Here is a 26,071-nt window from a genome sequence, read left to right as displayed (position 1 = left end):
GAACGTCGGCGGGCGGGGCGGTCCGCATGCCGCATCGACGGCGGCGGCGGCGCCGCGCCGCGCGCGCCGGCCGCCCGATGCGTCAGGCGTTCCGGTCTCCGCCGGCCTTCGCGCCGTTGCGGCGGCGCAGGCCCGGCCCGAACGTGAAGCCGAACGCGAGCAGCACCAGCGACACCGCGAGCACGATGTTGTTGCCGCTCGTCACGTACGGCGTGAAGCCGCTCGTGCCTTCGATCCGCACGTCGAGCGAGCCGATCGTAAACGGCTTGAGCTGGCCGAGCACGCGGCCGCGCGCGTCGATCGCGGCGGTCATCCCGGTATTGGTCGAGCGCAGCATCGGCCGGCCCGTCTCGAGCGCGCGCATCCGCGCGATCTGCAGGTGTTGGTCGAGCGCGATCGTGTCGCCGAACCACGCGAGGTTCGTCACGTTGACGAGCACGCCGGGCGGCTGCGGATTGTCGCGGATCGTCGCGGCGATTTCCTCGCCGAACAAGTCCTCGTAGCAGATGTCGGCCATCACCGGCTGGTTGTGCACGAGGAACGGCTTCTGCACCGGCGCGCCGCGCGCGAAGTCGCCGAGCGGCATCTTCATCAGGTTGACGAACCATCGGAAGCCCCACGGGATGAACTCGCCGAAGGGCACGAGATGGTGCTTGTCGTAGTGATAGATGTCGCGCGAGTGCGGCGTCACGCCGTACAGGCTGTTCGTGTAGTCGACGTAGTGGCCGTCCGGCGTGACCGATGCGCCGACCGCGCCGAACAGCACGGCCGAGCCGGTCGTGTCGCTGAACTTGCGGATCGCGACGGCGAACGGTTCGGGCAGCTCCTGGATCATCACCGCGATCGCGGTCTCCGGCGTGACGATCAGGTCGGCCGGTTTCTCGACGATCATCTGCGTGTACATCTTGATCGCCGCGTCGATGCCTTCCTGCTCGAACTTGATGTCCTGCTTCACGTTGCCCTGCAGCAGCCGCACCGTGAGCGGCGCGTTCGCGGGCACGGTCCACGCGGCCTGCGACAGCGCGATGCCGGCCGCGACGAGCGCGACGGCGATGCCGGCCGGCGCGGCGATGCGCACGCGCGCGTTGCCGGCGGCGCTGTTTTCGGATGCGGGCGCCCGGCGCGCGGCGACGAGCGCCTGCACGACCAGCGCGGCGAACAGCGCGAGCACCCAGGCGATGCCGTACACGCCGACGACCGGCGCGAAGCCCGCGAACGGACCGTCGACCTGCGGATAGCCGCTCGCGAGCCACGGGAAGCCGGTGAATACGGTGCCGCGCAGCCATTCGCCGAGCGCCCAGGCGCTCGCGAACGCAAACGCGCCGTGCCAGGTCGGCGAGAACGGCCGCGGATCGGGTTCGCGGCGATGCCATGCATGGCCCGCGCAGAACGACCAGAGCCCCGCCGAGAACGCCGGGTACAGCGACAGGTAGAGCGAGAACAGCACCAGCGCGCCGCCCGCGAGCGGCGCGGCCATCTCGCCGTACACGTGCATGCTGATGTAGAGCCACCAGATGCCGCTGATGAAGTTGCCGAAGCCGAACGCGCCGCCGGTGAGCGCGGCGCCGCGCCAGCTCGACGTGCGCGTCAGCTGCGCGAAAAACCAGACGAATACGACGAGTTGCAGCCAGCCGCCGTGCGGGGTCGGTGCGAAGCTGAGCGTATTGGCCGCGCCGGCGAGCAGCGCGGCCGGATAGTGCCAGCGCGGCAGCGTGCGGCCGGGCGCCGGCACGAGAAGACCGCCAGCCGGGCGGGACGGGATCGGATCGTCCATGTGAAGCAAAAGAGGGCGAGCGGTTGAAGGAGACGCGACCGGCGCGAGACGGTCAGTCCTCGTGCGAGGTTTCGGCGCGGCGGCTCGCGAGGGGGTTGCGGCGCACCAGCAGTACGTGGACCTGGCGCGCATCGCCGCGCTGGATCTCGAACACGAGGTTGCCGAGCTGCAGCTTCTCGCCGCGGTGCGGCACGCGGCCGAAATGATGGGTGATCAGCCCGCCGATCGTGTCGACCTCGTCGTCGGGGAAGTCGGTGCCGAACGCCTCGTTGAACTGTTCGATCTCGGTGAGCGCGCGCACGCGGAAGCGGCCGTCGGGCCCCGAGATGATGTTGCCGGCTTCCTCGTCGAAGTCGTATTCGTCCTCGATGTCGCCGACGATCTGTTCGAGCACGTCCTCGATCGTGATCAGGCCCGCGACGCCGCCGTATTCGTCGACGACGATCGCGAGGTGGTTGCGGTTCACGCGGAAGTCGTGCAGCAGCACGTTCAGGCGCTTCGATTCGGGAATGAACACGGCGGGGCGCAGCATCCCGCGCACGTCGAATTCCTCTTCGGCGTAGAAGCGCAGCAGGTCCTTCGCGAGCAGCACGCCGATCACGTTGTCGCGGTTCTCCTCGTACACGGGGTAGCGCGAGTGCGCCTTCTCGAGGACGAACGGGATGAAGTCTTCAGGCTTGTCGGCGATGTTGATCGCGTCCATCTGCGCGCGCGGCACCATGATGTCGCGCGCGCACAGGTCGGACACCTGGAACACGCCTTCGATCATCGACAGCGAATCGGCGTCGATCAGGTTGCGTTCGTGGGCGTCCTGGAGGATTTCCAGCAGCTCGGACCGGGATTCCGGCTCGGGCGAGATGAAGTCGGTCAGGCGCTCGAGCAGCGAGCGCTTTTCTTGCGGTTTGTCGGTGAGCTTACGACTGGGATACGAATCGTTCATGGTGGTGCGCCCGGGTCATGCCGGGGCGCGCGGTCACGGAGTAGGCAAGGATACACCAAGGGCATGGCGCGGCCGTGTCACACCGGCCGTCCGGCCAGGGGCAGGCGGCGCGCGCTAGCCCCGCTCGGGAACGGCCGCGCCGGGCGCGACGCCGTCCTGTGTATCCATCCTATCTCAGAAAGGGGCGGCGGGGCACGGCGGCAAAAAAAGCGGAGGCGACCGGCCGGCCGGTCGGCGTCGGCGGCATTTCGTCGCGTGCAGGGCGGGCCGGGCGGGCGCTCGGACCCTCAGAAGCGCATGCCGGCGGAACAGCCGCCGGCGGCCGCGCCGTTGGTCGCGGCGCCGCCGCAACCGAACATGCCGCAGCCGGACAGCGCGACGCTCGTGGCGACGAGCAGCGCGGCCAGCATGACGCGCGATCTGCGTGACGGGTTCATCGGCGCGGATTCTCCTTCGAACGCACGGGGGCGGCGGCCGGTGTGGCGCAAGCCGGCCGGTCGGGCATCACCGGCATCGCGCGAGCAGCCCTTCCAGCGCGCGGTCGGGGATGCCGCTCGCGCGCAGCGCGTCCACGGTGCGGCTCACGTAGTCGAGCGTCGTGCCGTAGCGGCCGGCCGCGCAGCTGAACACTTCCTTCACGACGGGGTCGGTCAGCTTGCCGGTGTAGGTGGGCACGTCGCGGCGCATCACGAATGCCAGCGCGTTCACGCGTTCGCCGGTCTCGAGCGTGCACGGCAGCCACGCGGGCCGGTACGACCCCATCGGCATTTCGCGTTTCCACAACGTCTCGAGATGCGGCTGCGCAGTCGGGCCCGCGAGCCGGAACGCGATGCCCGAGCACGAGCCGCCGCGATCGAGCGCGAGCACGAGGCCCGGACGTTCGGGCGTGCCGCGGTTCACGCGCGACCACAGGTAGAGCCCGCGATGGTAGCCGTGCACCTTGCCGCGCACGGCGGCGATGGTCGGCAGCCCGGGGTTCCAGATCAGCGAGCCATAGCCGAACAGCCAGAGATCCTGCCGGCCGTCCCAGTCGCGCATCGTGTGCGCGAGCGACGCCGCGAGTTCGTCTTCCGTCAGCAGCCGTCCCTCGCCGATCGACGGCGGGTAGGCGGGCGGCAGCATCGCGGCGTGGTGCATGGTGCGGACGGCTTTTACTGGTACGGGTTCGGGAAGCCCAGCTTCGCGAGGATGTCGACTTCGAGCGCTTCCATTTCGGCGGCGTCCTCGTCGCTCGTCTCGTGATCGTAGCCCTGCGCGTGCAGCGCGCCGTGCACCAGCAGGTGCGCGTAATGGGCGATGAGCGGCTTGCCCTGTTCGTGCGCTTCCTTCTCGACGACCGGGCAGCACAGCACGAGGTCGCCGATCACGGTGCCGTCGGGCGCCGGGTCGTACGCGAAGGTCAGCACGTTGGTCGGGTAGTCCTTGTGGCGGTAGCCGGCGTTCAGCGTGCGGCCTTCTTCCTCGCCGACGAAGCGCACGGTGAGCTGCGCGTTCGCGAACAGCGCCGGCTCGAGCCATTCGGCGATCAGCTTGCGTTTCGGCAGCGTCTTGCGGATGTCGGCGGTGATCTCGTCACCGTACTGCACGGACAGGTCGAGCTCCAGCTCGCGCAGCTCGTCCGCCATTTCCGCGATTTCCTCGTCGCGCGGCGCGGGTTCGGCACCCACGTGCAGCGTCACGCTGTCGTAGTGCTCGGGCTGCAGCGCGAGCTTCGCGCGCATCGCCGGATCGTTGTGCTGCGCGACGATCGCGACGGCTGCCTCGCCCGAGCTGCCCGACAGGTCGAACATCAGGCTGCGGCCGTCCGGGAAGTCGATTCGAAGCCCTTGCGCGTTGACGGTCCGGGCCTTGCCCTTCGCATCGAACAGCGAAAGACGCGGGGAATCGGGCGCGGCGGACTGGTCGCGCCCGGACTTGCGAGAACGGGAAGATTTCATGACGGGTGCGGCGATTGGAACGCGTTGAGGATACACCAAACGGCCGATCGCTCCCGAATTCGAACCGGCCGCGCGCGGGCGAAAAAATGCCCGGCGCGCCGTCGGGCGGGCCGGGCCGTCGGCCGGTGCGGCGCGCTGGCGCAGCCGGCTTCCTACGCGTCCTTGTGCTGCGCGTGGAAGTCGTCGTACGCCTCGACGATGCGTGCGACGAGCGGATGGCGCACGACGTCGGCGCTCGTGAAGCGCGTGAGCGCGATGCCGCGCACGCCGCCGAGCACCTGCTGCGCCTCGACGAGGCCGCTCTTGTGCCCGCGCGGCAGGTCGACCTGGCTCGTGTCGCCGGTGACGACGGCCTTCGAGCCGAAACCGATCCGCGTGAGGAACATCTTCATCTGCTCGGGCGTCGTGTTCTGCGCCTCGTCGAGGATGATGAACGCGTGGTTCAGCGTGCGGCCGCGCATGTAGGCGAGCGGCGCGATCTCGATCATCTGGCGCTCGAACATCTTCGCGGTCTTGTCGAAGCCGAGCAGGTCGTACAGCGCGTCGTACAGCGGCCGCAGGTACGGGTCGACCTTCTGCGCGAGATCGCCCGGCAGGAAGCCGAGCCGCTCGCCGGCCTCGACGGCCGGGCGCGTCAGCACGATCCGCTTGACCTGGTCGCGCTCGAGCGCATCGACCGCGCACGCGACCGCGAGGTAGGTCTTGCCGGTGCCGGCCGGCCCGATGCCGAACGTCACGTCGTGCTGCAGGATCTGCTTCAGGTATTCGCGCTGCGCGGGCGTGCGGCCGCGCAGGTCGGCGCGCCGCGTGTACAGCTTCGGCGCGGGTTCTTCGTCCGGCATTTCCGCGTCGAGCTGCGCGACGGGCTCGTCGAACGGATGGTCCGGATCGCCGCGAAAGCGCACGTCGAGCGTGTCCTGGCGGCCGTTGCCGGACGTGTGGCGCACTTCGACCAGCGCGAGCTGGATATCGTCGACCGACAGCGGATCGCGCGCGCGGTTGTAGAAGTTCTCGAGCGCCGCGAGCGCGAGCTTCGCGCCGCGGCCGCGGATCGTGATCCGGTGGCCGCGCCGCGCGAGCGTGACGTCGAGCGCCTGTTCGATCTGCCGCAGGTTCTCGTCGAGCGGGCCGCAGAGGTTGGCGAGGCGCGCGTTGTCGTCGCGCGGCGCGGTGAATTCCAGTGCTTGGACGGTCTTCAAAGTAGCGTCGGGCTCCTGTGGAACGTCAGTCGGTCAGTGGGTGGCCGCGCTCGCGTCGTCGCTCACGAGCAGCAGCTCGCCGCGCAGCGAGTGCGGGTACGCATGGTTGATCTTCACGTCGATCATCTGGCCGATCAGGCGCGGGTGCGACGCGAGCGGCGCCGGGAAATTCACGACCCGGTTGTTCTCGGTGCGGCCCGACAGTTCGTTCGGGTCCTTGCGCGACGGGCCCTCGACGAGGATCCGCTCGACCTTCCCGACCATCGACTGGCTGATGCGCGCGACGTTTTCCTCGATGGTCGCCTGCAGATGTTGCAGGCGTTTGAGCTTGACCTCGCGCGGCGTGTCGTCGTGCAGGTTCGCGGCCGGCGTGCCGGGGCGCGGGCTGTAGATGAACGAGAAGCTGGTGTCGTAGCTCATCTCGTGCACGAGCGCCATCATCTTGTCGAAATCCTCTTCGGTCTCGCCGGGGAAGCCGACGATCATGTCGGTCGACAGCGACAGGTCCGGGCGGATCGCGCGCAGCTTGCGGATCACCGACTTGTATTCGAGCACCGTGTAGCCGCGCTTCATCGCCATCAGGATGCGGTCGGAGCCGTGCTGGACCGGCAGGTGCAGGTGGCTCACGAGCTTCGGCACCTTCGCGTAGGTGTCGATCAGGCGCTGCGTGAATTCCTTCGGATGAGACGTCGTGTAGCGGATCCGTTCGATGCCGGGGATGTCGGCGACGTATTCGATCAGCGTCGCGAAATCGGCGATTTCGGACGAGCCGGCCGCCAGCGCGCCGCGGTAGGCGTTCACGTTCTGGCCGAGCAGCGTGACTTCGCGCACGCCCTGGTCGGCGAGGCCGGCCACTTCGGTCAGCACGTCGTCGAGCGGGCGCGACACTTCATCGCCGCGCGTGTACGGCACGACGCAGTAGCTGCAGTACTTCGAGCAGCCTTCCATGATCGACACGAACGCGCTCGGGCCCTCGACGCGCGCGGGCGGCAGGTGGTCGAACTTCTCGATTTCCGGGAACGAGATGTCGACCTGCGCGCGGCCGCTCTCGCGGCGCGCGTCGATCATCTGAGGCAGGCGGTGCAAGGTTTGCGGGCCGAACACGAGGTCGACGTACGGCGCGCGCGACACGATCGACGCGCCTTCCTGGCTGGCGACGCAGCCGCCGACGCCGATCAGCAGGTCCGGCTTCGCTTCCTTCAGCTCGCGCACGCGGCCGAGATCGGAGAACACCTTTTCCTGCGCCTTCTCACGCACCGAGCACGTGTTGAACAGGATGATGTCCGCGTCTTCCGGGGTATCGGTCTTTTCGAGGCCTTCGGCCGCATTGAGCACGTCCACCATCTTGTCCGAGTCGTACTCGTTCATCTGGCAGCCGAAGGTCTTTACGTAAACTTTCTTGGTCATGGGGATTCGCCGTTCGCAGTGGTTGACCTGGGGGCGTCGTCAAGGGTGAATCGGGACGGCTGCTGCGATGCAGCGGCGCGTGCCGGTGCCGCGTGGCGGACCGGGGCGCGCAGCGCGCGTCGGGCGAGCCTCTCGCGCAACGCGTGAACGCGTGAAAAGCCGTCGGGAAAGCCCTCCATTATAGCTTTACGCGCCGTGCCGGGCGGGCGGCGGGTTGCGGCCGCGCGACGCCTTTCGTTGCATTCCGACCCTGATATGACGGCGCGGCAGCCGTCAGCGGCACGCGTTCAGCAGGTCGTCCAGCGCCGCTTCCTCGCGCGCGAAGCGTTCGGCGAGGAAGTCGAGCAGCACGCGCACGCGCGGCGCCATGTAGCGCTTGCTGTGATAGATCGCGTGCAGCGGCGCGTCCTGGTGCCGCCAGTCGGGCAGCAGCACGCGCAGCCGGCCGGCGCGCACGTCGTCGGCGATGTCCCACAGCGACTTCAGCGCGATGCCGTGGCCGCGCAGCGTCCATTCGCGGGTCAAGCCGCCGTCGTTGGTCTCGAACGCGGTCGACACCGGCACCGTGTGGGTCTGCACCTCGTCGCCGCGCGTGAAGCGCCACGTGTTCATCGGGCCCGACGCGATCGTGATCACGTTGCAGGGAAAGCGGGCCAGATCGTGCGGGTCGGCCGGCACGCCGTGGCGCTCGACGAACGACGGCGCCGCGCACAGCACGCGCCGGTTCGCGGCGAGCCGGCGCGCGATCAGCGCGCCGTCGGGCGGGGCGGCGAAGCGGATTGCGAGGTCGATCTCGTCCTGCCACAGGTTCGACGCCGAATCGGACGCCGTCAGCGAGAACGTGACGCCCGGGTGCAGCGTGGTGAATTCGTCGAGCCAGTCGAGCAGCTGGTTGCGGCCGAAATCGGACGTCGACGACAGCCGCACCTTGCCGGCCACCACGTTGCGGCCTTCCTGCAGCAGCGCGTGCGCGTCGTCGAGCGCCTGCAGCGCCTGCCGGCAGCAGTTCAGGTAGAGCCGGCCTTCGTCGGTGAGCCGCAGCTGCCGCGTGGAGCGCTCGAACAGCCGCGTCGCGACCTTCGCCTCGAGCTTCGCAAGGCGCGCGCTCGCGGCGGCCGGCGTGAGGTTCAGCTTGCGCCCGGCCGCGGACAGGCTGCCCAGTTCGGCCGCCTCGACGAACAGCCGGATGTCGCCCAGTCGATCCATCGGATTTCCCAGAAATTTTTGAAAATGGTTCAAATGCCACGCCAATTATCAAAGATAGGCGTATTCGGGACAATGCGCGCAGATCCCGCCTTTTGTGCGGTGCGGCACCGACCGGGCGCCGCGTCCGCCGCCCTTTCGGAGAACGTCATGCCCATTCCGCTCCTGGCGCTCGCGATCAGCGCCTTCGCCATCGGCACCACCGAATTCATCATCATGGGCCTGTTGCCCGAAGTCGCGCACGACCTCGCCGTGTCGCTGCCGTCGGCCGGGCTGCTGGTCACCGGCTACGCGCTCGGCGTCGCGGCCGGCGCGCCGCTGCTCGCGGTGCTGACGAGCCGCATGCCGCGCAAGGCCGCGCTGCAGCTGCTGATGGCGATCTTCATCGTCGGCAACGTGCTGTGCGCGACCGCGTCCGGCTACGCGATGCTGATGGTCGCGCGCGTCGTCACGTCGTTCGCGCACGGCTCGTTCTTCGGGATCGGCGCCGTGGTCGCCGCGTCGCTCGTGCCGGCCGACAAGCGCGCGAGCGCGATCGCGCTGATGTTCACGGGCCTCACGCTGTCGAACGTGCTCGGCGTGCCGTTCGGCACGTTCGTCGGCCAGCTGCTCGGCTGGCGCGCGTCGTTCTGGATCGTCGCCGCGCTCGGCGTGCTGTCGCTCGGCGGCGTCGCGCTGCTGGTGCCGAACCGCCACGACAGCGGGCCCGTCGGCCTCGGCCACGAAGTGCGCGTGCTGAAGGAGCCGCAGGTCTGGCTCGCGCTGCTGATGACCGTGCTCGGCTTCGGCGGCGTGTTCGTCGTGTTCACGTATATCGCGCCGATCCTCGAAACCGTCACCGGCTATTCGCCGCGCGCGGTCGCGTTGATCCTCGTGCTGTTCGGCGCGGGGCTGACGGTTGGCAACACGCTCGGCGGCAAGCTCGCCGATCGCGCGCTGATGCCGTCGCTGATCGCGATCCTGGTCGCGCTGATGGCCGTGATGGCCGTGTTCGCGAAGACGAGCCACCTGCCGGTCGCGGCCGCGGTGACCGTGTTCGTATGGGGAATCGCCGCGTTCGCGACGGTGCCGCCGCTGCAGGCGCGCGTCGTCGAGAAGGCCGCGAGCGCGCCGCATCTCGCGTCGACGCTGAACATCGGCGCGTTCAACGTCGGTAATGCCGCCGGCGCGTGGCTCGGCGGCCTCGCGCTGGGGCACGGCTTCGCGCTCGACGCGCTGCCGTGGGTCGCCGTCGCGGTGACGTTCGCGGCGCTCGTCGTCACGTGGCTCGCGATGCGGCTCGATGCGCGCGCGCCGGCGCGCGGCGCCGCACCGGCCGCGCATTGATGGTGCATCGGGCGGCGGTGCACCGGCGCTATGGCGACAGGAAAAGGTTCGCGAGAAACGCATTCCTCCGCGATGCTGATAACGGTGTGAAGATAACTTCGTTTGCCGGGTCGGGGCCGGGTGATAGCGTCTCGATACGCGCCGTTCGTGGCGCAACCCGATTCCGATTCAGGCTTACCCCATTCGCAGGGCCGCGCGGCGGCCCGGAGGCCATGCTATGTCTTCACCCCTTGCGCTGGTGCGCGACGTGTCTTCCTTCGAATCCGGCAATGCCGTCGACGCGCGGACGTCCGCGTCGCTCGACGTCCTCGAGCAGGTCGTCGGCGTGAACCTCGCGCGCCTGCGCGCCGAGCGGCAGCTGTCGCTCGATGCGCTCGCGCGGCTGTCCGGCGTGTCGCGCGCGATGCTCGCGCAGATCGAATCCGCGCGCAGCGTGCCGTCGATCAAGGTGCTCTGCAAGATCGCCGCGGCGCTCAAGGTATCGGTCGCCGCATTCCTGCGCCGTCACGCGGTGAACGGCTTCGAGCACCTGGCGGCCGAGCGCGCGGCGCGCGTCGTCAGCTCGAACGGCCGCTTCTCGGCGCGTGCGCTGTATCCTGAAGGTGAACCGGCCGCGGCAGAGTTCCACGAGCTGCGGATCGCGCCGCTGCACACGGAGCCCGGCACGCGCCGCGCGCCCGGCACGACGGTCAACCTGGTCGTCAGCGAGGGCACGCTCGAAGTCAGCGTGCACGATCGCCGCCAGTTGCTCGCGACCGGCGACGCAATCGTGTTCGACGCCGACCAGCCGTACAGCCTGCGCAATCCCGGCGACAGCGAGGCGCGCGCGTTCCGCGTGACGGTGAGCCCCGAGGTGCCGCCGCGCTGGCTCGTGCCCGACGCCGCGCACGCGGCCGGCTGAGCGCGCGGGCGGGTCGCCGGGCCGGCGCCGGTTCCATCGGGACGCGCGCAGGCCCGGTGTCGGCCGTTCGGACGATGCCGTTAGACGGCGTCGTCAGTAAGGTTTTAGGTGTGGTTCGCTGCGCGGTGCGCGCAGCTGATGTATGCTTGGCCGGCCGTTCCACGGGGAGATCCCCGTGGCCGGTAATCAGTGCGTCTTCAGGGCGGGGCGAAATTCCCCACCGGCGGTAGGCTGGCGAAAGCCGGCGAGCCCGCGAGCGCCCGCGCATTTGCGCGGGGTCAGCAGATCTGGTCGAATGCCAGAGCCGACGGTCATAGTCCGGATGAGAGAAGATGTGCAGATAGTCATGTCCGTCAGGGCCGCTTTGCCGTCTGTGCGAAGCGGGTTGTCGTTCTGTCTGTTTGCAATGCCCTGAAACGTTTTTCGCCCAAATCGTAATCGCGAGGAGCGTTTCACATGTCCTTCAAGTCCGTTTCGTCGGCACCTGCCGACGCCTTTGCCGATCTCCCGTTGCTGGATTCCGAACCGGTGCCGCCGCGCATCGCCGCCGCACTCGACGCGTTGCGCGCGGGCCGCGCGGTCGTGTTGCAGGACGATCACGACCGGGAAAACGAGGCCGACCTGATCGTCGCCGCCGAACGCATCACGCCCGAGACGATGGCGCTCCTGATCCGAGAGTGCAGCGGCATCGTGTGCCTGTGCCTGACCGACGACAAGGTCCGCGCGCTCGAGCTGCCGCCGATGGTGCAGACCAACGAGAGCCGCAACGGCACCGCGTTCACCGTGTCGATCGAGGCGCGCGAAGGCGTGCATACCGGCGTGTCCGCGGCCGACCGCGTGACGACGATCCGCGCGGCGATCGCCGACGATGCGAAGCCGTACGACATCGTGCGCCCCGGCCACGTGTTTCCGTTGCGCGCGCAACCGGGCGGCGTGCTGGCGCGCCGCGGCCACACCGAAGGGACGGTCGACCTGTCGATCCTCGCGGGGCTGAAGCCGGCGGGCGTGCTGTGCGAGCTGATGAATCCCGACGGCACGATGACGCGCGGCGACGACGTCGAGCGTTTCGCGCAGCAGCACGGGCTGCCGATGCTGACGATCGCGGAGCTCGTCGAATTCCGCGAAGCGCTGGCGGCCGCGCGCGAGCGCTGCTGCGAGCCGGCCTGAGGGCCGGCATGGCGGGCGCACCGTGGCGCCCGCGGGTACGGCGTGCGCAGCGAGCCGCACGCCGGTGATGTCGCTCCGGCGCGGCGGTCGGTCAGGACTGCACGTCGCCGAATTCGCCGCGCAGGCCGGCCGCGACGAGCGCCGGCAGTTCATCCATCCTGCGCATGATCCGCGTGATGCCCATCGCGCGCAGCGCGTCCGCGTAGTTGTCGGGGATGTGGCTCGCGCCGACGAACGCGATCGTCTTCATGCCCGCCGCGCGCGCGGCGTTCAGGCCCGACACGCTGTCCTCGACGACGATGCAGCGCGCCGGCGCGACGCCAAGCGTGCGCGCCGCATGCAGGTACACGTCGGGGTAGGGCTTCGGCCGCGCGACCTGCTCGGAGCTGAACACGCGCTCGCCGAAGATTTCGGTGAGCGACGCGCGCTTCAGCGAACTGCGCACGCGCACGAGCCGGCTGTTCGACACCACCGCGGCCGGCAGGCCGACCTTCAGCAACGCGTCGCGCACGCCGGTGATCGGCGCGAGCGATTGCGCGAGACCGGTTTCGATGTTGCGCTCGACGGTCTCGATGAAGTTGTCCGGCATCCGGATGCCGAAATGCGCTTCGAGCCCCGCGAGAAAGCGCGACGTCTGCTGGCCGAACGCGGACTTCGCGGCGGCTTCGAAATCGAGGTGCGGGAAGGTGGCGGACAGCGTTTCGAGCAGCACGCGGTCGGCAATGACTTCGCTGTCGACGAGCACGCCGTCGCAGTCGCAGATAAGGTGATCGAGCATGATGGTGAAGAAGCGGGGTGTCGGCGACGCCGATCATGCCGCCATGATACGTGCTTTCGCGGCTGCGCCGTGCGCCGTTCGGCGCGCTGTCGCTGCCGCCGCGGCCGGGCCGATCCGGCGTAGCGGATCCGGCCCGGCACCCGCCGCGCGGCGGCGTGCTGCCGCCGGCCGCCGTCGCGTGCGTCACACCTCGACCACGCGCCCCGTCTGCCACGACGTCATCGCGGCTTCCGCGAGCTCGAGCGCGGCGAGCCCGTCGTCGATCGTCGTCCTGACCGGCGTGCCGTCGCGCAGCGCGTCGACGAAGTGCGCGATCTCGGCCGCGTAAGCGTGCCGATAGCGCTCGAGGAAGAACGGCTCCGGCACGTCGGTGGCGATGCCGTTCGCCGACCATGCGGTCACTTCGGTCGGCCGTACGTTGCCGGCCTGCAGCATCCCGTTGCTGCCGAGCAGCTCGAAGCGCTGGTCGTAGCCGTAAGCCGCGCGGCGCGACGTGTTGATCTGGCACAGCAGGCCGCGCCGCGTGCGGATCGTCACGGCGGTCGAATCGATGTCGCCGGCGTCGCGCACGGCCGGGTCGGTCAGGCAACTGCCGGTTGCGTGCAGCGTCTGCGCCTCGTCGCCGAGGATCCAGCGGAACACGTCGAAGTCGTGGATCAGCATGTCCTTGAAGATGCCGCCCGAGCTGCGGAGGTAGTCGACGGGCGGCGCGCCGGGGTCGCGGCTCGTGACGACCAGCATTTCCGGGGTGCCGATCTCGCCGCGCTCGATGCGCGCCTTCAGCGCGGCGAAGGTCGGATCGAAGCGGCGCTGGAAGCCGATCATGCAGGTAACGCCGCGGCGGCGCACGACCTCCGCGCATTCGCGCGAGCGAGCGACGCTCAGGTCGACCGGCTTCTCGCAGAACACGGCCTTGCCCGCGTTCGCCGCCGCGACGATCAGGTCCGCGTGCGTATCGGTGCTCGATGCGATCACGACGGCCTGCACGGACGGGTCGCCGAGCGCGCGTTCGAGGTCGGCGACCTGCGCGCCGTGTGCCTGCGCGAGCGCCGCGGCCGACGGCGCATGGCGGTCGATCACGTACTTGAGTTTCGCGCCCGGGTGGCGCGCCAGATTCGCCGCGTGGATCTTCCCGATTCTTCCCGCACCGAACAAGGCGAACTCGATCATGGTGTGCTCCTTTCTCCTGGTGATTCCGTTGTGTGGGACGCTGCGTGGCTCACGTCGGCCACGCACCGTCGCGCTCGTCAGAACGAGTGATTAATGCCGATGTTCACGCCGGTCTGCGAACGGCCCGGCAGCGGATTCGCGAGGTTGTCGTTGTCCGTGCCGGGGTTGTTGTTCGCGACCGAGAAATTCGAGCCGCTCGCGTTGCGCACGTGCGCGACGGTCGCGTAGAGCAGCGTGCGCTTCGACAGGCTGTAGGCGCCGCCGAGCGCGAACATCGACGCGTGGCCGGACTGATCGTGCGTCGCGTCGCCGGCCCCCGATCCGACGTGCACGTAGTACGCGGCGCCGCCGAGCGATAGCGCGGGCGTCACGCGATACTGCGCGCCGATCCAGTAGTGATCGGCATTGCGCGCAAGGCCGGCAGGCGTGTCGGGCGCGTTCAGGTGCGTGTACGCGGCCTGCAACGTCAGCGCGCGCCAATAGAGGTTCGCACCGGCGAAGACCTCGCGCGAGCTCGTGAACACGTTGCTCATCCGGCCGTTCGCGTCGCGCAGCTCGTCGTACATCGCGCGCAGCATCACGAAGTCGTTGCGGTACGTGAGCTGAATGCCGTCGCTGCGGCCGTACTCGTGCGCCGCGCCGAGATTGAAGCCGCCCGCCTGATTGCCGAGCGCGTACTGCGCATGCACGCTGAAGCCGTTCCACGACGGTGACCGGTATTCGACGTTGTTGCTGGTGATCGGCACGTTGCGGCTGCGCACCAGCGCGGTCGCGGAATAGGCTTGCTGCAGCAGCGGATCCATGTCCCATTGATCGTTCGCGATGAACAGGTTGCGGCCGAACGTCAGCGTGCCGAGCCGGTCGTGGCGCACGCCGACGAGCGCCTTGCGGCTGAACAGGCTGCCGTTGCCGTCGCCCGCGGTGCCCGACATCAGGTTGATGCCCGATTCGAGATTGAAGACCACGCGATAGCCGCCGCCGATGTCTTCCTGGCCGAGCAGCCCGAACCGGCTCGCGCCCCAGTCGCTGCTTTGCGCGCGCAGCCGCGACGCGGTGGTGCCGTCGCCGGCCTGCACCTGGCTCACGTAGTCGAGGCCGGCGTCGGCGACGCCGTATAGCGTGACCGATGTTTGCGCGAAAGCGCTCGAATAACAGAGGAATCCTGAGCAGATGAGTGCCGTTGGCGAAACTCGTTTCATGTCGTCTCCAGACCTGTCGTCGTTTTGTTGTGGATTGCCTGCGTGCCTGCAACCTGTCGCGCATGCCTAGCGCGTACGTCACGTCGTGTGCCGCATCGCATGCCGTATCATGCGCGGCAGGATGCGCGACGCGACGTGCCGCGCGGCGATTGCCGCGGCGGCGTGCGCCGCCGCGATGTTCAGCGAGCCGCCAGCTCGCCGCGGATGTAGTCGATGCTGGCGCGCAGCCGGTCTTCGATGTCACCCGCTTCCGCGATTTCGTTCGCGAACGGCTCGAACGAGAATGCCCCGCGATAGCCGCGCGCGAGCAGCTCGCGCAGCTGCCGGACATTGCCGAGCCGGTCGGCGCCGCCGACCAGCACGCGATGGCCGTCGCGCATCCGGTCGACCGGCAGGTCGCCTTCTTCGACGCCCGAGATGTGCACGAGGCCTGTCAGGTTCGGGAAGAAGATGTCCTCGCCCGACAGATGATGGTGGAACGTGTCGTGCACGAGCCGGAATACCCGCTCGCCGGCCGCGGCGTAGATGCCCTTCACCGCGTCCGACTTGCGGCGCAGCGCGCATTCCTCGAAGCCGAGCGGCTCGATGAAGCCGAGCAGGCCGCGCGCGTCGAGGATCGGCTCGAGCGCCTTGAGCGCCTTGACGAGATCGGCGTGCCGCGCGGCGGGCTCGCGCGTGTCGCCGCGGCTGTTGGTCGGGCACAGCACCAGCGCGCGTGCGCCGCATTGCGCGGCGTAGTCGGCGAGCACGGTCGCTTCGTCCGCGCGCTCGGCGTTCCATTGGTCGAAGCGCTGCAGCGCGTTGATCGTCAGGATCGTCACGCCGCCGGCTTCGGCCGTCGCGCGCACGGCCGAAGCCGGCGTGCCGTCGGTGATCTCGACGCCGTCGAGATCGTTGCGGATCTCGATCGAGTCGATGCCGAGCCGCCGGCACAGCGCGACATAGCGGTCGAGCGGCAGGCGCGGCGCGCTCATCCGGTTCAGCGAAAAGTGAAAGGCGGGTTGCGTCATCGTTCGGTCCTCAGGTGTCGAATGGGGCGGGGCGAATCAGGTGAAGCTGCGTGCGCCGGCGCCGGGCGGCACATCCGCCGGTTCCGCGACGAGCGCGTGCCACGTGGCGCGCAGCCATTGCGCGCACGCGACGTTGTTGTCGAAGATCGAATAGCGGGCGCCGCCGCCGTAGTCCGGAAACGGGATGAACTCGCAACTGATCTGCTCGAGCGGTGTCGGCCGCGTATGCACCTGCCACTCCAGCAGGCGCCGCAGCGCCGTCTTCCACGTGTCGAGCGGTGCCGCGCGCCATTCGCCGTGATACGCGCCCGGCGCCGGTTCGACGAACGGGTACTGGATCCCGCGGCCGGGCCGTCCGTCCGCGCGGCGCATCCAGCGGTTCTCCGGATTGTTCGGAATCACGCTGCGCGCATGCGCGTGGCGGACCCAGCCGCGTGCGATCCAGTCGGCGTAGACGGCCGACGGCGAGGCCGGGTCGAGCAGCTGCCGCACGCGCTCGACCGGCTCGCGCAGGCCCGACGCATCGAGTTCGGGGCGATTGCCGAGCTTGAACAGCAGGTGCGAATGGTCGAGCGTGATCCGGAACGGCACGCCTGTTTGCTCGACGCATTGCGCGACGCGCGCGATCCGCGGGAAATCCTCGCTCCACATGTCGACGTGCACTTCGAGGCTCGGCAGGCAGCCAACCGGCTCGCCGCGTTCGTATGCGCGCAGGTAGAAGTCGGCGACTTCGCGGTCCGACAGCGGATGGCCGTCCGCATGATGCGGGTACAGCTGGCAGTTGAGTACCGTGCTGCCGAACCGCGCGCCGGCGTCGACGATCTCGACGACGTGCGCTTCGTCGCGGCCGGCGCACCAGATGCCGCCGATCACGCGGATCGGCAGCGCATGCCGGTCGACGAGCGCGAAGTACGGCGACAGGTCCTCGCCGTGCACCGGGTTCTTCTCGACGTAGTCGAACACGCCGGCGTCCGCGATCATCTGGAACCGCTCGGCAGGCGTGGGCAGCGGCAGGCCGTCGTGTTCGAGCACGCCGTCGAGGTTCACGCCGATGAGTATCGCTTCAGCCATCGTCTCCGTCCGTTCCGGTTCTGGATGGCTGCCAAATGTACGGACGTGCCGAGCGGGCTGCATGACAAACGTTGACGAAAAATCGCCCATGCGGCGGTCGATTTTTTTGCGGCGCGCGTCCGCGCGATGCGCGGCGGGCGTCAGGCCGGCAGGTACGCGCTGGTGCGCACGTTGGCCGAGCAGAACACGCGGAATTCGACCGGGTCGCCCGGTGGCGGCTGTTCGACGATCCCGCACGCGTGCAGCACGTGCTGCAGCGCGGAAATCGCCTGGCCGTCCGGATCCTGGTCGATCGCGATGTCCATCGAACCGGCCTCGATGTAGGTGCGGTGCAGGTCGATCATCTCGTGGCCGATCCAGACGACGCGCCCGGACGCGCCCGCCTTGCGCAGCGCGGCCTCGATGCCGGCCGAGCCCGCGCCGCTGTTGTAGATCCCGACGATGTCGTCGTGCGCGTGCAGCGTGTTCGTCACCGCGCGGTAGCAGCGGTCGTCCTGGTCGAGCGTTTCGATCGGCGCGTCGTCGCAGCGGAGGTCGGGAAAGGCTTCCCGCAACTGGTCGATGCAGCCGGCCATCCGGTCGGCGTGCGCGCGGTAGCCCATCCGTCCGGCGAGCAGCAGCACGCGGCCGGGGCGCGCGGCGAGGCGGCCGATGTAGTAGCCGGCCGTGCGTCCGGCGCGGTAGTTGTCGATGCCCGCGTAGTGCACGCGGCCGACGCCGCCGATGTCGGTAACCATCGTGACGACGGTCTCGCCGCGCGCGATCGCGCCGGCCAGTGCGTCGCGCACGCGCGGCGTGTCGCGCGCGGTGACGATCAGAGCCGCGCGCCGGTACGCGGGCCGTTCGATCAGCGCGGCCGCGCGCTCGTCGTCCGCGGCGGGCAGGATGGTCCGGTGCACGACCACGCGCCGGTCGAGCATCTGCAGCGAGCGTTGCACCGCCTGCTGCAGCCGCCGGAAGAACGGTGCATCGGTGTCGGGCAGCAGCACGTCGACGTGAAGCAGCCCGTGCCGCGTGTCGGGCAACTGGCGCGGCACGCCGAGCTGGCGCGCGGCCGCGACCACGCGCTCGCGTGCCTGTGCGGACACGCTGCCGCGCTCGTTCAGCACGCGGTCGACGGTGGTCGTGCTGACCCCGGCGAGCGCCGCGATCTCGTCGAAGCGCGCGGTGCGCTTGCGCCAGCGCGGACCGGTCGGGTCGGCCATGGTCGTCTCCGTGTTCGTCTGTCGTCGCCAGCGGGGTGTGGCGCTGTCCGGAACGCTAAAGCGATGGCGAAATTTCGTCAACGTTTCGATTGAGCGGGGCATGGCCGTCGCCTAATTTTGAATGCATGCGAAGCGCGCGCCGCGCTTCCCGCAAACGAACAATCAGGAGACACGCGTGGCCCACACGAACGATCAGGCGCACGACCGCAACGCGGCGGCGCGCCGTCAGGATTACCGAATGATCGGCGGTGCCGGCGAGCGTGCGCGTGCCGCGGGCCTCGTCAATGCCGCGTGGTACCGGTGCCCGGTGCCGCGGCCGCTGATGAAGCAGCTGATGCAGCGCGACGATGCGCGCGCGATCCGCGACACGCTGATCTGGTACGCGGCGATCGTCGCGAGCGGCGTGCTCGCGTGGCTCGCCTGGCGTGCGCATTCCGCGTGGGCGATCCTCGCGTTCTTCGTGTACGGCACGCTCTACTGCAGCCCGGCCGACTCGCGCTGGCACGAGTGCGGACACGGCACCGCGTTCCGCACGCGCTGGATGAACGACGTGCTGTACCAGGTCGCGTCGTTCCAGGTGTTCCGCCGCGCGACGGTCTGGCGCTGGAGCCACGCGCGCCATCACACCGACACGCTGATCGTCGGCCGCGATCCGGAAATCGCCGCGCCGAAGCCGACCGACTGGCTCGGGCTCATGTTGAACGTGGTGGCGCTGAAGCACGTCGCGAGCGAGCTGCGCAAGATGATCGTGCTCGCGTTCGCCGGCCGGCTCGACGCCGAGGAGCGCACCTACGTGCCTGAATCGGAGTGGCCGAAGGCCGTGCGCGAGGTGCGGATTCATCTGACCGTTTATGCGTGCGTGATCGGTGCGGCGTTGTACTGGCACACGATCCTGCCGGTGCTCTACATCGGCTTGCCGAGCCTGTACGGCGCGTGGCTGTACCTGTACTTCGGCCTCACGCAGCACGCGGGCATGCCGGAGAACGTGCTCGATCACCGGCGCAACTGCCGGACCGTGAGGATGAATCCGGTATTCCGCTTCCTGTACTGGAACATGAACTATCACGTCGAACACCACATGTTCCCGATGGTGCCGTTCCACGCGCTGCCGAAACTGCACGAAGCCGTGAAGGCTGACATGCCGCCGCCTTACCGCAGCACGCTGGCCGCGTATGCGGAGATCGTGCCGGCGCTCGTCCGGCAGACGCGCGACCCGTCGCATTACGTCGTGCGGCCGGTGCCCGACGCGGCGCGCGCATGACAACGCATCGAACATTCCAACGAAGGAGACACGCAACATGACGCAATGGATCGACACCGGCGCCCTCGACGACATCGACGACGAAGACGTCGCGCGCTTCGACCACGACGGCCGCACATACGCGATCTACCGGATCGACGGGAACGTGTATGCGAGCGACGGGCTGTGCACGCACGAGCACGTGCATCTCGCGGACGGGCTCGTGATCGATCACGTGATCGAATGTCCGAAGCACAACGGGCGCTTCGACGTGCGCGACGGCCGGGCACTGTCGGCGCCCGCGTGCGAGAAGCTGCGCACCTACCGCGCGAAGATCGAGAACGGCCGCATCCTGATCGAGGTGTGACGCGATGGCGAACGACCGGGTGATGGCGATCGTCGGCGCGGGCCATGCGGGCGGCCGGGCGGCGCAGGTGTTGCGCGAGGGCGGCTGGCGCGGGCGCATCGTGCTGATCGGCGCGGAGGCGCACTTGCCGTACGAGCGGCCGCCGCTGTCGAAGGGCGTGCTGACCGGCGAGCGCAGCGCCGCGCAATGCGGGCTGCGCGATCCGGATGCGTGGCGCGCGGACGGCATCGAGCCGATCGTCGCGACGGTCGAGCGGATCGATCCGGTGGCGCGCGAGGTGCATGTGTCGGATGGCCGCGGCTTCGCTTGCGAAGCGCTGCTGCTCGCGACCGGCGGCCGTGCGCGCCGCCTCGCGGTTCCGGGTGCGGAGCTCGCCGGCGTATTCGCGTTGCGCACGCTCGACGACGCGGCGGCGCTCGGTGCGCGGCTCGTGCCCGACGCGCGCGTCGTGCTGATCGGCGGCGGCTTCATCGGTCTCGAGGTCGCGGCGTCGGCGCGGTTGCGCGGCTGTCGCGTGACCGTGCTCGACGCGGCACCGCGCCTGCTCGGGCGTGCGGTGCCGGAGCCGATCGCGGCACGCGTGCATGCGCTGCATGCGGCGCGGGGCGTCGCGATCGGCCTGAACCGCCGGCCCGTCGCGATCGAGCGCGCGCCGGACGGCGCGCTGGCCGTCGTGCTCGAAGACGGCGACACGCTGAGCGCCGATACGGTGGTGGCCGGCATCGGGATCGAACCGGCCGACGAACTGGCGCGCGACGCGGGCCTCGTTGTCGAACGCGGGATCGTCGTGAACGCGAGGCTCGAGACCTCGGCACGCGGCATCTACGCGGCCGGCGATGTCGCGGTGTTTCCGAGCGGGCCGTCAGGGCGGCTCGTGCGTCAGGAAACCTGGCACGGCGCGGAAACGCAGGCGCGCGTCGCCGCCCGCAACATGCTCGGCGCCGACGAACCGTATCGCGACACGCCGTGGTTCTGGTCTGATCAATACGACGCGCAACTGCAGGTGGCCGGCGAACCGGCGCTCGGTGTGCGGACGGTCGCGCGCGTGCTCGGCGACGATGCGGAAATCCATTTCCATTTCGATGCCGGCGAGCGGCTCGTCGCGGCGAGCGGTTTCGGTCGTGCGTCGGGGTTCGTGAAGGAGATGCGCGTCGCGCGCCTGCTGGTCGAGCGCGGGATCGGCGTGACGCCGGCCGCGGTCGCGGATGCGGGGGTGAAGCTGAAGTCGCTGGTGTCGGCCGCGGGCGAACGCTAGCGGCGGTGGGCGAGGGAGAAGGGGAGGCGCGCGGCAGTCGCTGCCGCGCGCTCGGGTTCTGGTTCGGACTCAGACTCGGACTCGGACTCGGACTCGGGTTCGAACCCGAGCCCGAATGAACAAACCCGCGCTCAGGCCATCGCGTGCAGGCGCAGATACAGGCCGGCCGCCGCGGCGCCGCCGAGCAGCGGGCCGATCACCGGCACCCATGCATAGCGCCAGTCGCTGTCGCGCTTGCCGGGGATCGGCAGCAGCGCATGCATTAGGCGCGGCGACAGGTCGCGCGCCGGGCTCATCGCATAACCGGTCGGCCCGCCGAGCGAGATGCCGATGCCGAGCACGAGCAGGCCGACCGGCAGCGCGTCGAGCGCGCCGAGGCCGACCTGCGGCGACGCGAGATACAGCACGCCGAGGATCAGCACGAACGTGCAGATCGCTTCGGTCAGCACATTGTGCGTGGTGCTGCGGATCGCGGGCGCCGTGCAGAACACCGCGAGCTTCAGGTCCGCATCGACTTCCTTCGCGAAGTGCTGGCGATACGCGAGCCACACGAGCAAGGCGCCCGCCATCCCGCCGAGCATCTGCGCGAGGATGTAGCCGCCGACCTTCGACCACGCGAACTTGCCCGCGAGCGCGAGGCTGATCGTGACGATCGGGTTCAGGTGCGCGCCGCTGAACGATGCGGTCACGTAGACGGCGACGAACACGGCCATCGCCCAGCCCATCACGATCACGATCAGGTCCGCGCCCTTGCCCTTGGTCTTCGCCAGCAGCACGTTGGCGACCGCGCCGTTGCCGAGCAGCACGAGAATGGCGGTGCCGATGAATTCTGCAATATAAGGTGACATGTTTGTCTCTCGTAGGTCGCGGCGGACTCGCGCGTTGCGCGGTCCGCCGGTGTTGTTGTATTTCGTTCGGAGTTCTTGTGATTTCTGCCGCGGTGCTTACTGCACGTCGTCGGCCCACGCCTTCGCGGCGCGCACCGCGCGTTGCCAGCCAGCCATGCAGCGCTCGACCTGCTCCTTCGGCATCGACGGCGAGAAGCGGCGATCGAGCTGCCACTGGCTGCGCACTTCGTCGAGGTTCTTCCAGTAGCCGATCGCGAGGCCCGCGAGGTAGGCTGCGCCGAGCGCGGTCGTCTCGGTGATCTGCGGGCGCACCGCGTCGACGCCGAGCAGGTCGGCCTGGAACTGCATCAGCAGGTCGTTCGCGCTCGCGCCGCCGTCGACGCGCAGCTCGCCGATGCTGATGCCCGAGTCGGCTTCCATCGCGGCCAGCACGTCGAGCGACTGGTACGCGATCGCGTCGAGCGCCGCGCGCGCGAGGTGCGCGGACGTCGTGCCGCGCGTAACGCCGAACACCGAACCGCGCGCCCGTGCGTTCCAGTGCGGCGCGCCGAGGCCCGCGAACGCCGGCACCAGATAGACGCCGTCGGTATGCGGCACGCTCGCGGCGAGCGCTTCGATTTCGGCGGCCGTCTTGATGATGCCGACACCGTCGCGCAGCCACTGCACGACCGCGCCCGCGATGAAGATGCTGCCTTCGAGCGCGTACTGCACGTCGTCGCCGATCTGCCACGCGATCGTCGTGACGAGGTTGTTCTTCGACTCGATCGGCTTGTCGCCGGTGTTCATCATCAGGAAGCAGCCGGTGCCGTAGGTGTTCTTCACCATGCCCGACGTCGTGCACATCTGGCCGAACAGCGCCGCGTGCTGGTCGCCGGCGATCCCCGCGAGCGGGATCTTCGACGCGAACACCGTGGTTTTCGTATGGCCGTAGATTTCCGACGACGCCTTCACTTCCGGCAGCATGCTGCGCGGGATGTCGAGCAGCTCGAGCAGCTCGCTGTCCCACTCGCGCGTGTGGATGTTGAACAGCATCGTGCGCGACGCGTTCGTCACGTCGGTCACGTGCAGCTCGTGCTTCGTGAAGTTCCACACGAGCCAGCTGTCGACGGTGCCGAACGCGAGCTTGCCCTGGCGCGCCTTGTCGCGCGCGCCCGGCACGTTGTCGAGGATCCAGCGGATCTTGGTCGCGGAGAAGTACGAGTCGATCGGCAGGCCGGTCTTCGCGCGCACCTTCGCCTCGAGGCCCTGTGCTTTCAGCGAATCGCAGAAGTCGGCGGTGCGGCGGTCCTGCCACACGATCGCGTTGTAGACGGGCTGGCCCGTCTCGCGATCCCAGACGATCGTCGTCTCGCGCTGATTGGTGATGCCGATCGCGGCGATCGACGTGCCGTTCAGGCCGGTGCGCGTGACGGCTTCGGCGGCGACACCCGCCTGCGTCGACCAGATTTCCTGCGGGTCGTGCTCGACCCAGCCGGGTTGCGGGTAGATCTGTTCGAATTCCTTCTGGGCGATCGATACGATGTTGCCCTGGCGATCGAACAGCATTGCGCGGGAGCTCGTCGTGCCCTGGTCAAGCGCGAGGATGTACTGATCCTGCATGTCTCTCATCTCCATCCGTGGATTGGCGTAGTTGTGATGCGCGCCGCATGTTACGCGGCGCGTCGGTGAATCAACGTCGGTCAGGCAACTGCAACTGCAAACGGATCACGCGTGCGGCGCGTGCGCGGCGGCGAACCACGCATCGACCGCGGCCGTCACCGCGTCGAGCGTGCCGGGCGCCACGTGCAGGCCGAGCTTCGAGCGGCGCCACAGCACGTCCTGCGCGCAGGTCGCCCATTCGACGTCGCGCAGGTAGCGCAGTTCGGCATCGTGGATGCCCGGGGCGATCTCGGCGCCGAGGTCGGCGAGCGACGTCGCGCCGTCCACCACGCGTTCCGCGCGCGTGCCGTACGCGCGCGCATAGCGGCGCGCAAGCGCGGCGGGCAGCCACGGATGGCGTTTCGCGAATGCGTCGGCGAACACGTCGAACTTCGCGTTCGCGATGTCGCCGCCCGGCAGCGGCGCGCCGGCCGTCCAGGTCTTCGCGTCGCGGCCGAGCGCGCGACACAGCAGGTCGGCGGCTTCCTCCGCGAGCTTGCGGAACGTCGTGATCTTGCCGCCGAACACCGACAGCAGCGGCGCGCCGGCGCCGTCGTCCATCTCGAGGCGATAGTCGCGCGTGACGGCCGACGCATTCGCCGCGTTTTCGTCTTCCAGCAGCGGGCGCACGCCCGAATAGGTCCAGTGCACGTCAGCCGGCGAGATCTTGCGCTTGAAGTAGCGGTTGATCGAATCGCACAGATACTGCGTCTCGTCGCGATCGATCGCGACCTTCGCGGGATCGTTCGTGTATTCGACGTCGGTCGTGCCGATCAGCGTGAAGTCATGCTCGTACGGAATCGCGAAGATGATCCGCTTGTCCGGGTTCTGGAAGATGTATGCGTGGTCGTGATCGAACAGGCGCCGCGTGATGATGTGGCTGCCCTTCACGAGCCGCACGCTGTGCTGCGCGCCGCGACCGAGCGCGCCGTGCAGCACTTCGCCGACCCACGGGCCGGCCGCGTTCGCGACCGCGCGCGCGCGCACGACGCGGATCGAGCCGTCCGCGTGCCGCAGCCGCGCTTCCCATTCGTCGCCGTGGCGTTCCGCCGACACGAGTTTCGTGCGCGTGAGGATCTCGGCGCCGCGCTCCTTCGCATCGAGCGCGTTCAGCACGACGAGGCGCGCGTCGTCGACCCAGCCGTCCGAATACACGAAGCCGCGCTTGATCGAGTCGATCAGCGGCGCGCCGGCCGCATGGCGGCGCATGTCGATGCCGCGGGAGCCGGGCAGCAGTTCGCGCTTCGCGAGGTGATCGTAGAGGAACAGGCCGATGCGGATCAGCCAGGCCGGCCGCAGGTTCGGCATGTGCGGCATCACGAAGCGCAGCGGCCACATGATGTGCGGCGCCGCGCGCAGCAGCGTCTCACGCTCCTGCAGCGCTTTGCGGACGAGTCCGAATTCGTTGTATTCGAGGTAGCGCAGGCCGCCGTGAATCAGCTTCGTGCTGGACGACGACGTGTGCGACGCGAGGTCATCCTGCTCGCAGAGCAGGACCGACAGGCCGCGGCCGGCCGCATCGCGCGCGATGCCGGCGCCGTTGATGCCGCCGCCGACGACGAGCAGATCGTAGCGATTCGGTTGGGTCACCTGCTGTCCTTATCGTCTGATGGAAATGGACGAACATGAAATGTTCGAATTCGAAATTTAACGAACGAAATCGAAAAAGTAAAGTTCGAAAAAGCGGGGCCAGTAGCGCGTGGCGCGATCCCGGACGATACTGGCGCAATCGACCGTTTCGCGAGGTGAATCATGCGTATTGGGATGTGGGCCGGCGCGTGCGCCGTCGTCCTGGCAGGATGCAGCGCCGGCACGCCGCCGCTTGCCGGCAACTGGCGGGCGCCGTCGTTCGTCGACCTGCAGACGTCGTGCGGCGGCACCGCGCGCGACTGGGGCTCGGACGCGCAGCCGGTCTATTCGACGCTGTACGACGCGTATGTGGCGAAACGGTATCGCGGGCTGACGCAGGCGAACTATTGCGCGTTCGTAAACGAACTTTCGGCGCACTATGCGGCGCCCGACGCGGCGGGGCGCGCCGGATGGGTCGCGTATTTCAACGGCGCGCGCGCGCAGGCCGTCAGCTGGCGGGCCGCGGTCGATCCGACGCTGCGTGGCGGCTGACGCCGGAGCGCTGCGGGAGGCGGGAAAAGCGCGGGAAAAGCGGCGCGGCCGGAAATCCGGCCGGCGCGCTCAAGTCAGGAACAGCGGGACTTCAGGAATAGCGGCATTTGATGGATCGCAACGCGGCGTCGCCGGTTTCGGTCACGCAGTATTTGCGTCCCGATCCCAGCCCTTCCAGCCGCACGAGCTGCTGTTCGAGCAGCGCGTCGAGTTCATCGCGATCCATGTCCCCATGATCGGGGGCATCCTTCACAAGCAGTAGCGTGGCGAATTCATGCGGACTCAGCATCGTTCTCTCCATGGCAATCGGTTTGC

General features: G+C 69.0%; 25 protein-coding genes and 1 riboswitch. Of the genes, 7 read left to right on the top strand and 18 right to left on the bottom strand.

Annotated elements, in window-relative coordinates; translation table 11 throughout:
* Positions 1 to 82 precede the first annotated feature (82 nt).
* The 8 genes from lnt to DIE02_RS09340 all read right to left on the bottom strand — a co-directional run bounded on the left by lnt (position 83) and on the right by DIE02_RS09340 (position 8,463).
* A complete protein-coding gene (gene lnt / locus DIE02_RS09370) occupies positions 83 to 1,774 on the bottom strand; it encodes an apolipoprotein N-acyltransferase (RefSeq protein ID WP_124488626.1) in 1,692 nt (563 codons plus the stop codon).
* Positions 1,775 to 1,826: 52 nt separating this feature from the next.
* Positions 1,827 to 2,714, bottom strand: a complete 888-nt coding sequence (locus tag DIE02_RS09365) for an HlyC/CorC family transporter (RefSeq protein WP_044846806.1) — start codon at positions 2,712 to 2,714, stop codon at positions 1,827 to 1,829.
* A gap of 287 nt (positions 2,715 to 3,001) precedes the next feature.
* Complete coding sequence (locus tag DIE02_RS35460; protein WP_185500336.1) at positions 3,002 to 3,151, bottom strand: hypothetical protein; 150 nt, start codon at positions 3,149 to 3,151, stop codon at positions 3,002 to 3,004.
* Positions 3,152 to 3,218: 67 nt separating this feature from the next.
* The gene (locus tag DIE02_RS09360) at positions 3,219 to 3,851 is read right to left on the bottom strand and encodes a gamma-glutamylcyclotransferase (protein ID WP_124488627.1); all 633 of its coding nucleotides are present in this window, start codon (positions 3,849 to 3,851) and stop codon (positions 3,219 to 3,221) included.
* Positions 3,852 to 3,865: 14 nt separating this feature from the next.
* The gene (ybeY, locus tag DIE02_RS09355) at positions 3,866 to 4,651 is read right to left on the bottom strand and encodes an rRNA maturation RNase YbeY (RefSeq protein WP_124488628.1); all 786 of its coding nucleotides are present in this window, start codon (positions 4,649 to 4,651) and stop codon (positions 3,866 to 3,868) included.
* A gap of 152 nt (positions 4,652 to 4,803) precedes the next feature.
* Entirely contained in the window at positions 4,804 to 5,850 is a 1,047-nt protein-coding gene (locus tag DIE02_RS09350) for a PhoH family protein (protein ID WP_124488629.1), read from the bottom strand.
* Between the two features lie 33 nt (positions 5,851 to 5,883).
* Positions 5,884 to 7,257: a tRNA (N6-isopentenyl adenosine(37)-C2)-methylthiotransferase MiaB gene (gene miaB, locus DIE02_RS09345; RefSeq protein ID WP_124488630.1), complete on the bottom strand. Its 1,374-nt coding sequence runs from the start codon at positions 7,255 to 7,257 to the stop codon at positions 5,884 to 5,886.
* Positions 7,258 to 7,530: 273 nt separating this feature from the next.
* A complete protein-coding gene (locus DIE02_RS09340; RefSeq protein WP_044846801.1) occupies positions 7,531 to 8,463 on the bottom strand; it encodes a LysR family transcriptional regulator in 933 nt (310 codons plus the stop codon).
* Positions 8,464 to 8,610: 147 nt separating this feature from the next.
* Between DIE02_RS09340 and DIE02_RS09335 the strand changes: the two genes are divergently transcribed.
* From DIE02_RS09335 to ribB, 3 genes are all read left to right on the top strand, one after another.
* Positions 8,611 to 9,786, top strand: coding sequence for an MFS transporter (locus DIE02_RS09335; RefSeq protein ID WP_124488631.1), 1,176 nt, complete (start codon positions 8,611 to 8,613; stop codon positions 9,784 to 9,786).
* 217 nt (positions 9,787 to 10,003) lie between these two features.
* Entirely contained in the window at positions 10,004 to 10,687 is a 684-nt protein-coding gene (locus tag DIE02_RS09330; protein WP_044846799.1) for a helix-turn-helix domain-containing protein, read from the top strand.
* A 189-nt stretch (positions 10,688 to 10,876) separates the two neighbouring features.
* Positions 10,877 to 11,025, top strand: a riboswitch (FMN riboswitch).
* A gap of 118 nt (positions 11,026 to 11,143) precedes the next feature.
* On the top strand, positions 11,144 to 11,854 hold the full coding sequence (ribB, locus tag DIE02_RS09325) for a 3,4-dihydroxy-2-butanone-4-phosphate synthase (protein ID WP_124488632.1): 711 nt from the start codon (positions 11,144 to 11,146) through the stop codon (positions 11,852 to 11,854).
* A gap of 91 nt (positions 11,855 to 11,945) precedes the next feature.
* On the opposite strand, the gene DIE02_RS09320 is transcribed toward ribB, so the two are convergent.
* From DIE02_RS09320 to DIE02_RS09295, 6 genes are all read right to left on the bottom strand, one after another.
* Positions 11,946 to 12,632, bottom strand: coding sequence for an HAD family phosphatase (locus tag DIE02_RS09320; RefSeq protein WP_124488633.1), 687 nt, complete (start codon positions 12,630 to 12,632; stop codon positions 11,946 to 11,948).
* Between the two features lie 183 nt (positions 12,633 to 12,815).
* Complete coding sequence (gene iolG / locus DIE02_RS09315) at positions 12,816 to 13,802, bottom strand: inositol 2-dehydrogenase (protein WP_124528869.1); 987 nt, start codon at positions 13,800 to 13,802, stop codon at positions 12,816 to 12,818.
* A gap of 77 nt (positions 13,803 to 13,879) precedes the next feature.
* The gene (locus DIE02_RS09310; RefSeq protein WP_124489878.1) at positions 13,880 to 15,001 is read right to left on the bottom strand and encodes a porin; all 1,122 of its coding nucleotides are present in this window, start codon (positions 14,999 to 15,001) and stop codon (positions 13,880 to 13,882) included.
* Positions 15,002 to 15,180: 179 nt separating this feature from the next.
* Complete coding sequence (locus DIE02_RS09305; protein ID WP_124489877.1) at positions 15,181 to 16,011, bottom strand: TIM barrel protein; 831 nt, start codon at positions 16,009 to 16,011, stop codon at positions 15,181 to 15,183.
* A 36-nt stretch (positions 16,012 to 16,047) separates the two neighbouring features.
* On the bottom strand, positions 16,048 to 17,082 hold the full coding sequence (locus DIE02_RS09300; RefSeq protein WP_124528867.1) for a xylose isomerase: 1,035 nt from the start codon (positions 17,080 to 17,082) through the stop codon (positions 16,048 to 16,050).
* A gap of 140 nt (positions 17,083 to 17,222) precedes the next feature.
* Complete coding sequence (locus DIE02_RS09295; protein WP_124486892.1) at positions 17,223 to 18,287, bottom strand: LacI family DNA-binding transcriptional regulator; 1,065 nt, start codon at positions 18,285 to 18,287, stop codon at positions 17,223 to 17,225.
* A gap of 121 nt (positions 18,288 to 18,408) precedes the next feature.
* On the opposite strand from DIE02_RS09295, the gene DIE02_RS09290 reads away from it, so the two are divergent.
* The 3 genes from DIE02_RS09290 to DIE02_RS09280 are packed head-to-tail and all read left to right on the top strand — an operon-like array spanning position 18,409 to position 21,149.
* A complete protein-coding gene (locus DIE02_RS09290; RefSeq protein WP_124486893.1) occupies positions 18,409 to 19,548 on the top strand; it encodes a fatty acid desaturase family protein in 1,140 nt (379 codons plus the stop codon).
* A gap of 37 nt (positions 19,549 to 19,585) precedes the next feature.
* Positions 19,586 to 19,894 (top strand): non-heme iron oxygenase ferredoxin subunit, encoded by a 309-nt coding sequence (locus tag DIE02_RS09285; protein WP_044846790.1) that lies wholly within the window; start codon positions 19,586 to 19,588, stop codon positions 19,892 to 19,894.
* Positions 19,895 to 19,898: 4 nt separating this feature from the next.
* On the top strand, positions 19,899 to 21,149 hold the full coding sequence (locus DIE02_RS09280; protein ID WP_124486894.1) for an NAD(P)/FAD-dependent oxidoreductase: 1,251 nt from the start codon (positions 19,899 to 19,901) through the stop codon (positions 21,147 to 21,149).
* Between the two features lie 131 nt (positions 21,150 to 21,280).
* Here the strand turns inward: DIE02_RS09280 and DIE02_RS09275 are convergent, their stop codons facing one another.
* The 3 genes from DIE02_RS09275 to glpD all read right to left on the bottom strand — a co-directional run bounded on the left by DIE02_RS09275 (position 21,281) and on the right by glpD (position 25,225).
* Complete coding sequence (locus tag DIE02_RS09275) at positions 21,281 to 21,997, bottom strand: MIP/aquaporin family protein (protein ID WP_044846788.1); 717 nt, start codon at positions 21,995 to 21,997, stop codon at positions 21,281 to 21,283.
* A gap of 96 nt (positions 21,998 to 22,093) precedes the next feature.
* Positions 22,094 to 23,596 carry a glycerol kinase GlpK gene (glpK, locus tag DIE02_RS09270; RefSeq protein ID WP_124486895.1) on the bottom strand — a complete coding sequence of 501 codons (1,503 nt, stop codon included), beginning with the start codon at positions 23,594 to 23,596 and terminating at the stop codon, positions 22,094 to 22,096.
* 105 nt (positions 23,597 to 23,701) lie between these two features.
* A complete protein-coding gene (glpD, locus tag DIE02_RS09265) occupies positions 23,702 to 25,225 on the bottom strand; it encodes a glycerol-3-phosphate dehydrogenase (RefSeq protein ID WP_124486896.1) in 1,524 nt (507 codons plus the stop codon).
* A gap of 162 nt (positions 25,226 to 25,387) precedes the next feature.
* Between glpD and DIE02_RS09260 the strand changes: the two genes are divergently transcribed.
* Positions 25,388 to 25,756, top strand: coding sequence for a hypothetical protein (locus DIE02_RS09260; protein ID WP_185702611.1), 369 nt, complete (start codon positions 25,388 to 25,390; stop codon positions 25,754 to 25,756).
* Between the two features lie 91 nt (positions 25,757 to 25,847).
* On the opposite strand, the gene DIE02_RS09255 is transcribed toward DIE02_RS09260, so the two are convergent.
* Entirely contained in the window at positions 25,848 to 26,045 is a 198-nt protein-coding gene (locus tag DIE02_RS09255; protein WP_044846784.1) for a hypothetical protein, read from the bottom strand.
* Positions 26,046 to 26,071: the final 26 nt, after the last annotated feature.

This window comes from Burkholderia sp. Bp8991, assembly GCF_003853795.1.
Taxonomy (GTDB): domain Bacteria; phylum Pseudomonadota; class Gammaproteobacteria; order Burkholderiales; family Burkholderiaceae; genus Burkholderia.
Note: the sequence above shows the minus strand (reverse complement) of the source record. Positions and strands in the feature narration are given on the sequence as shown.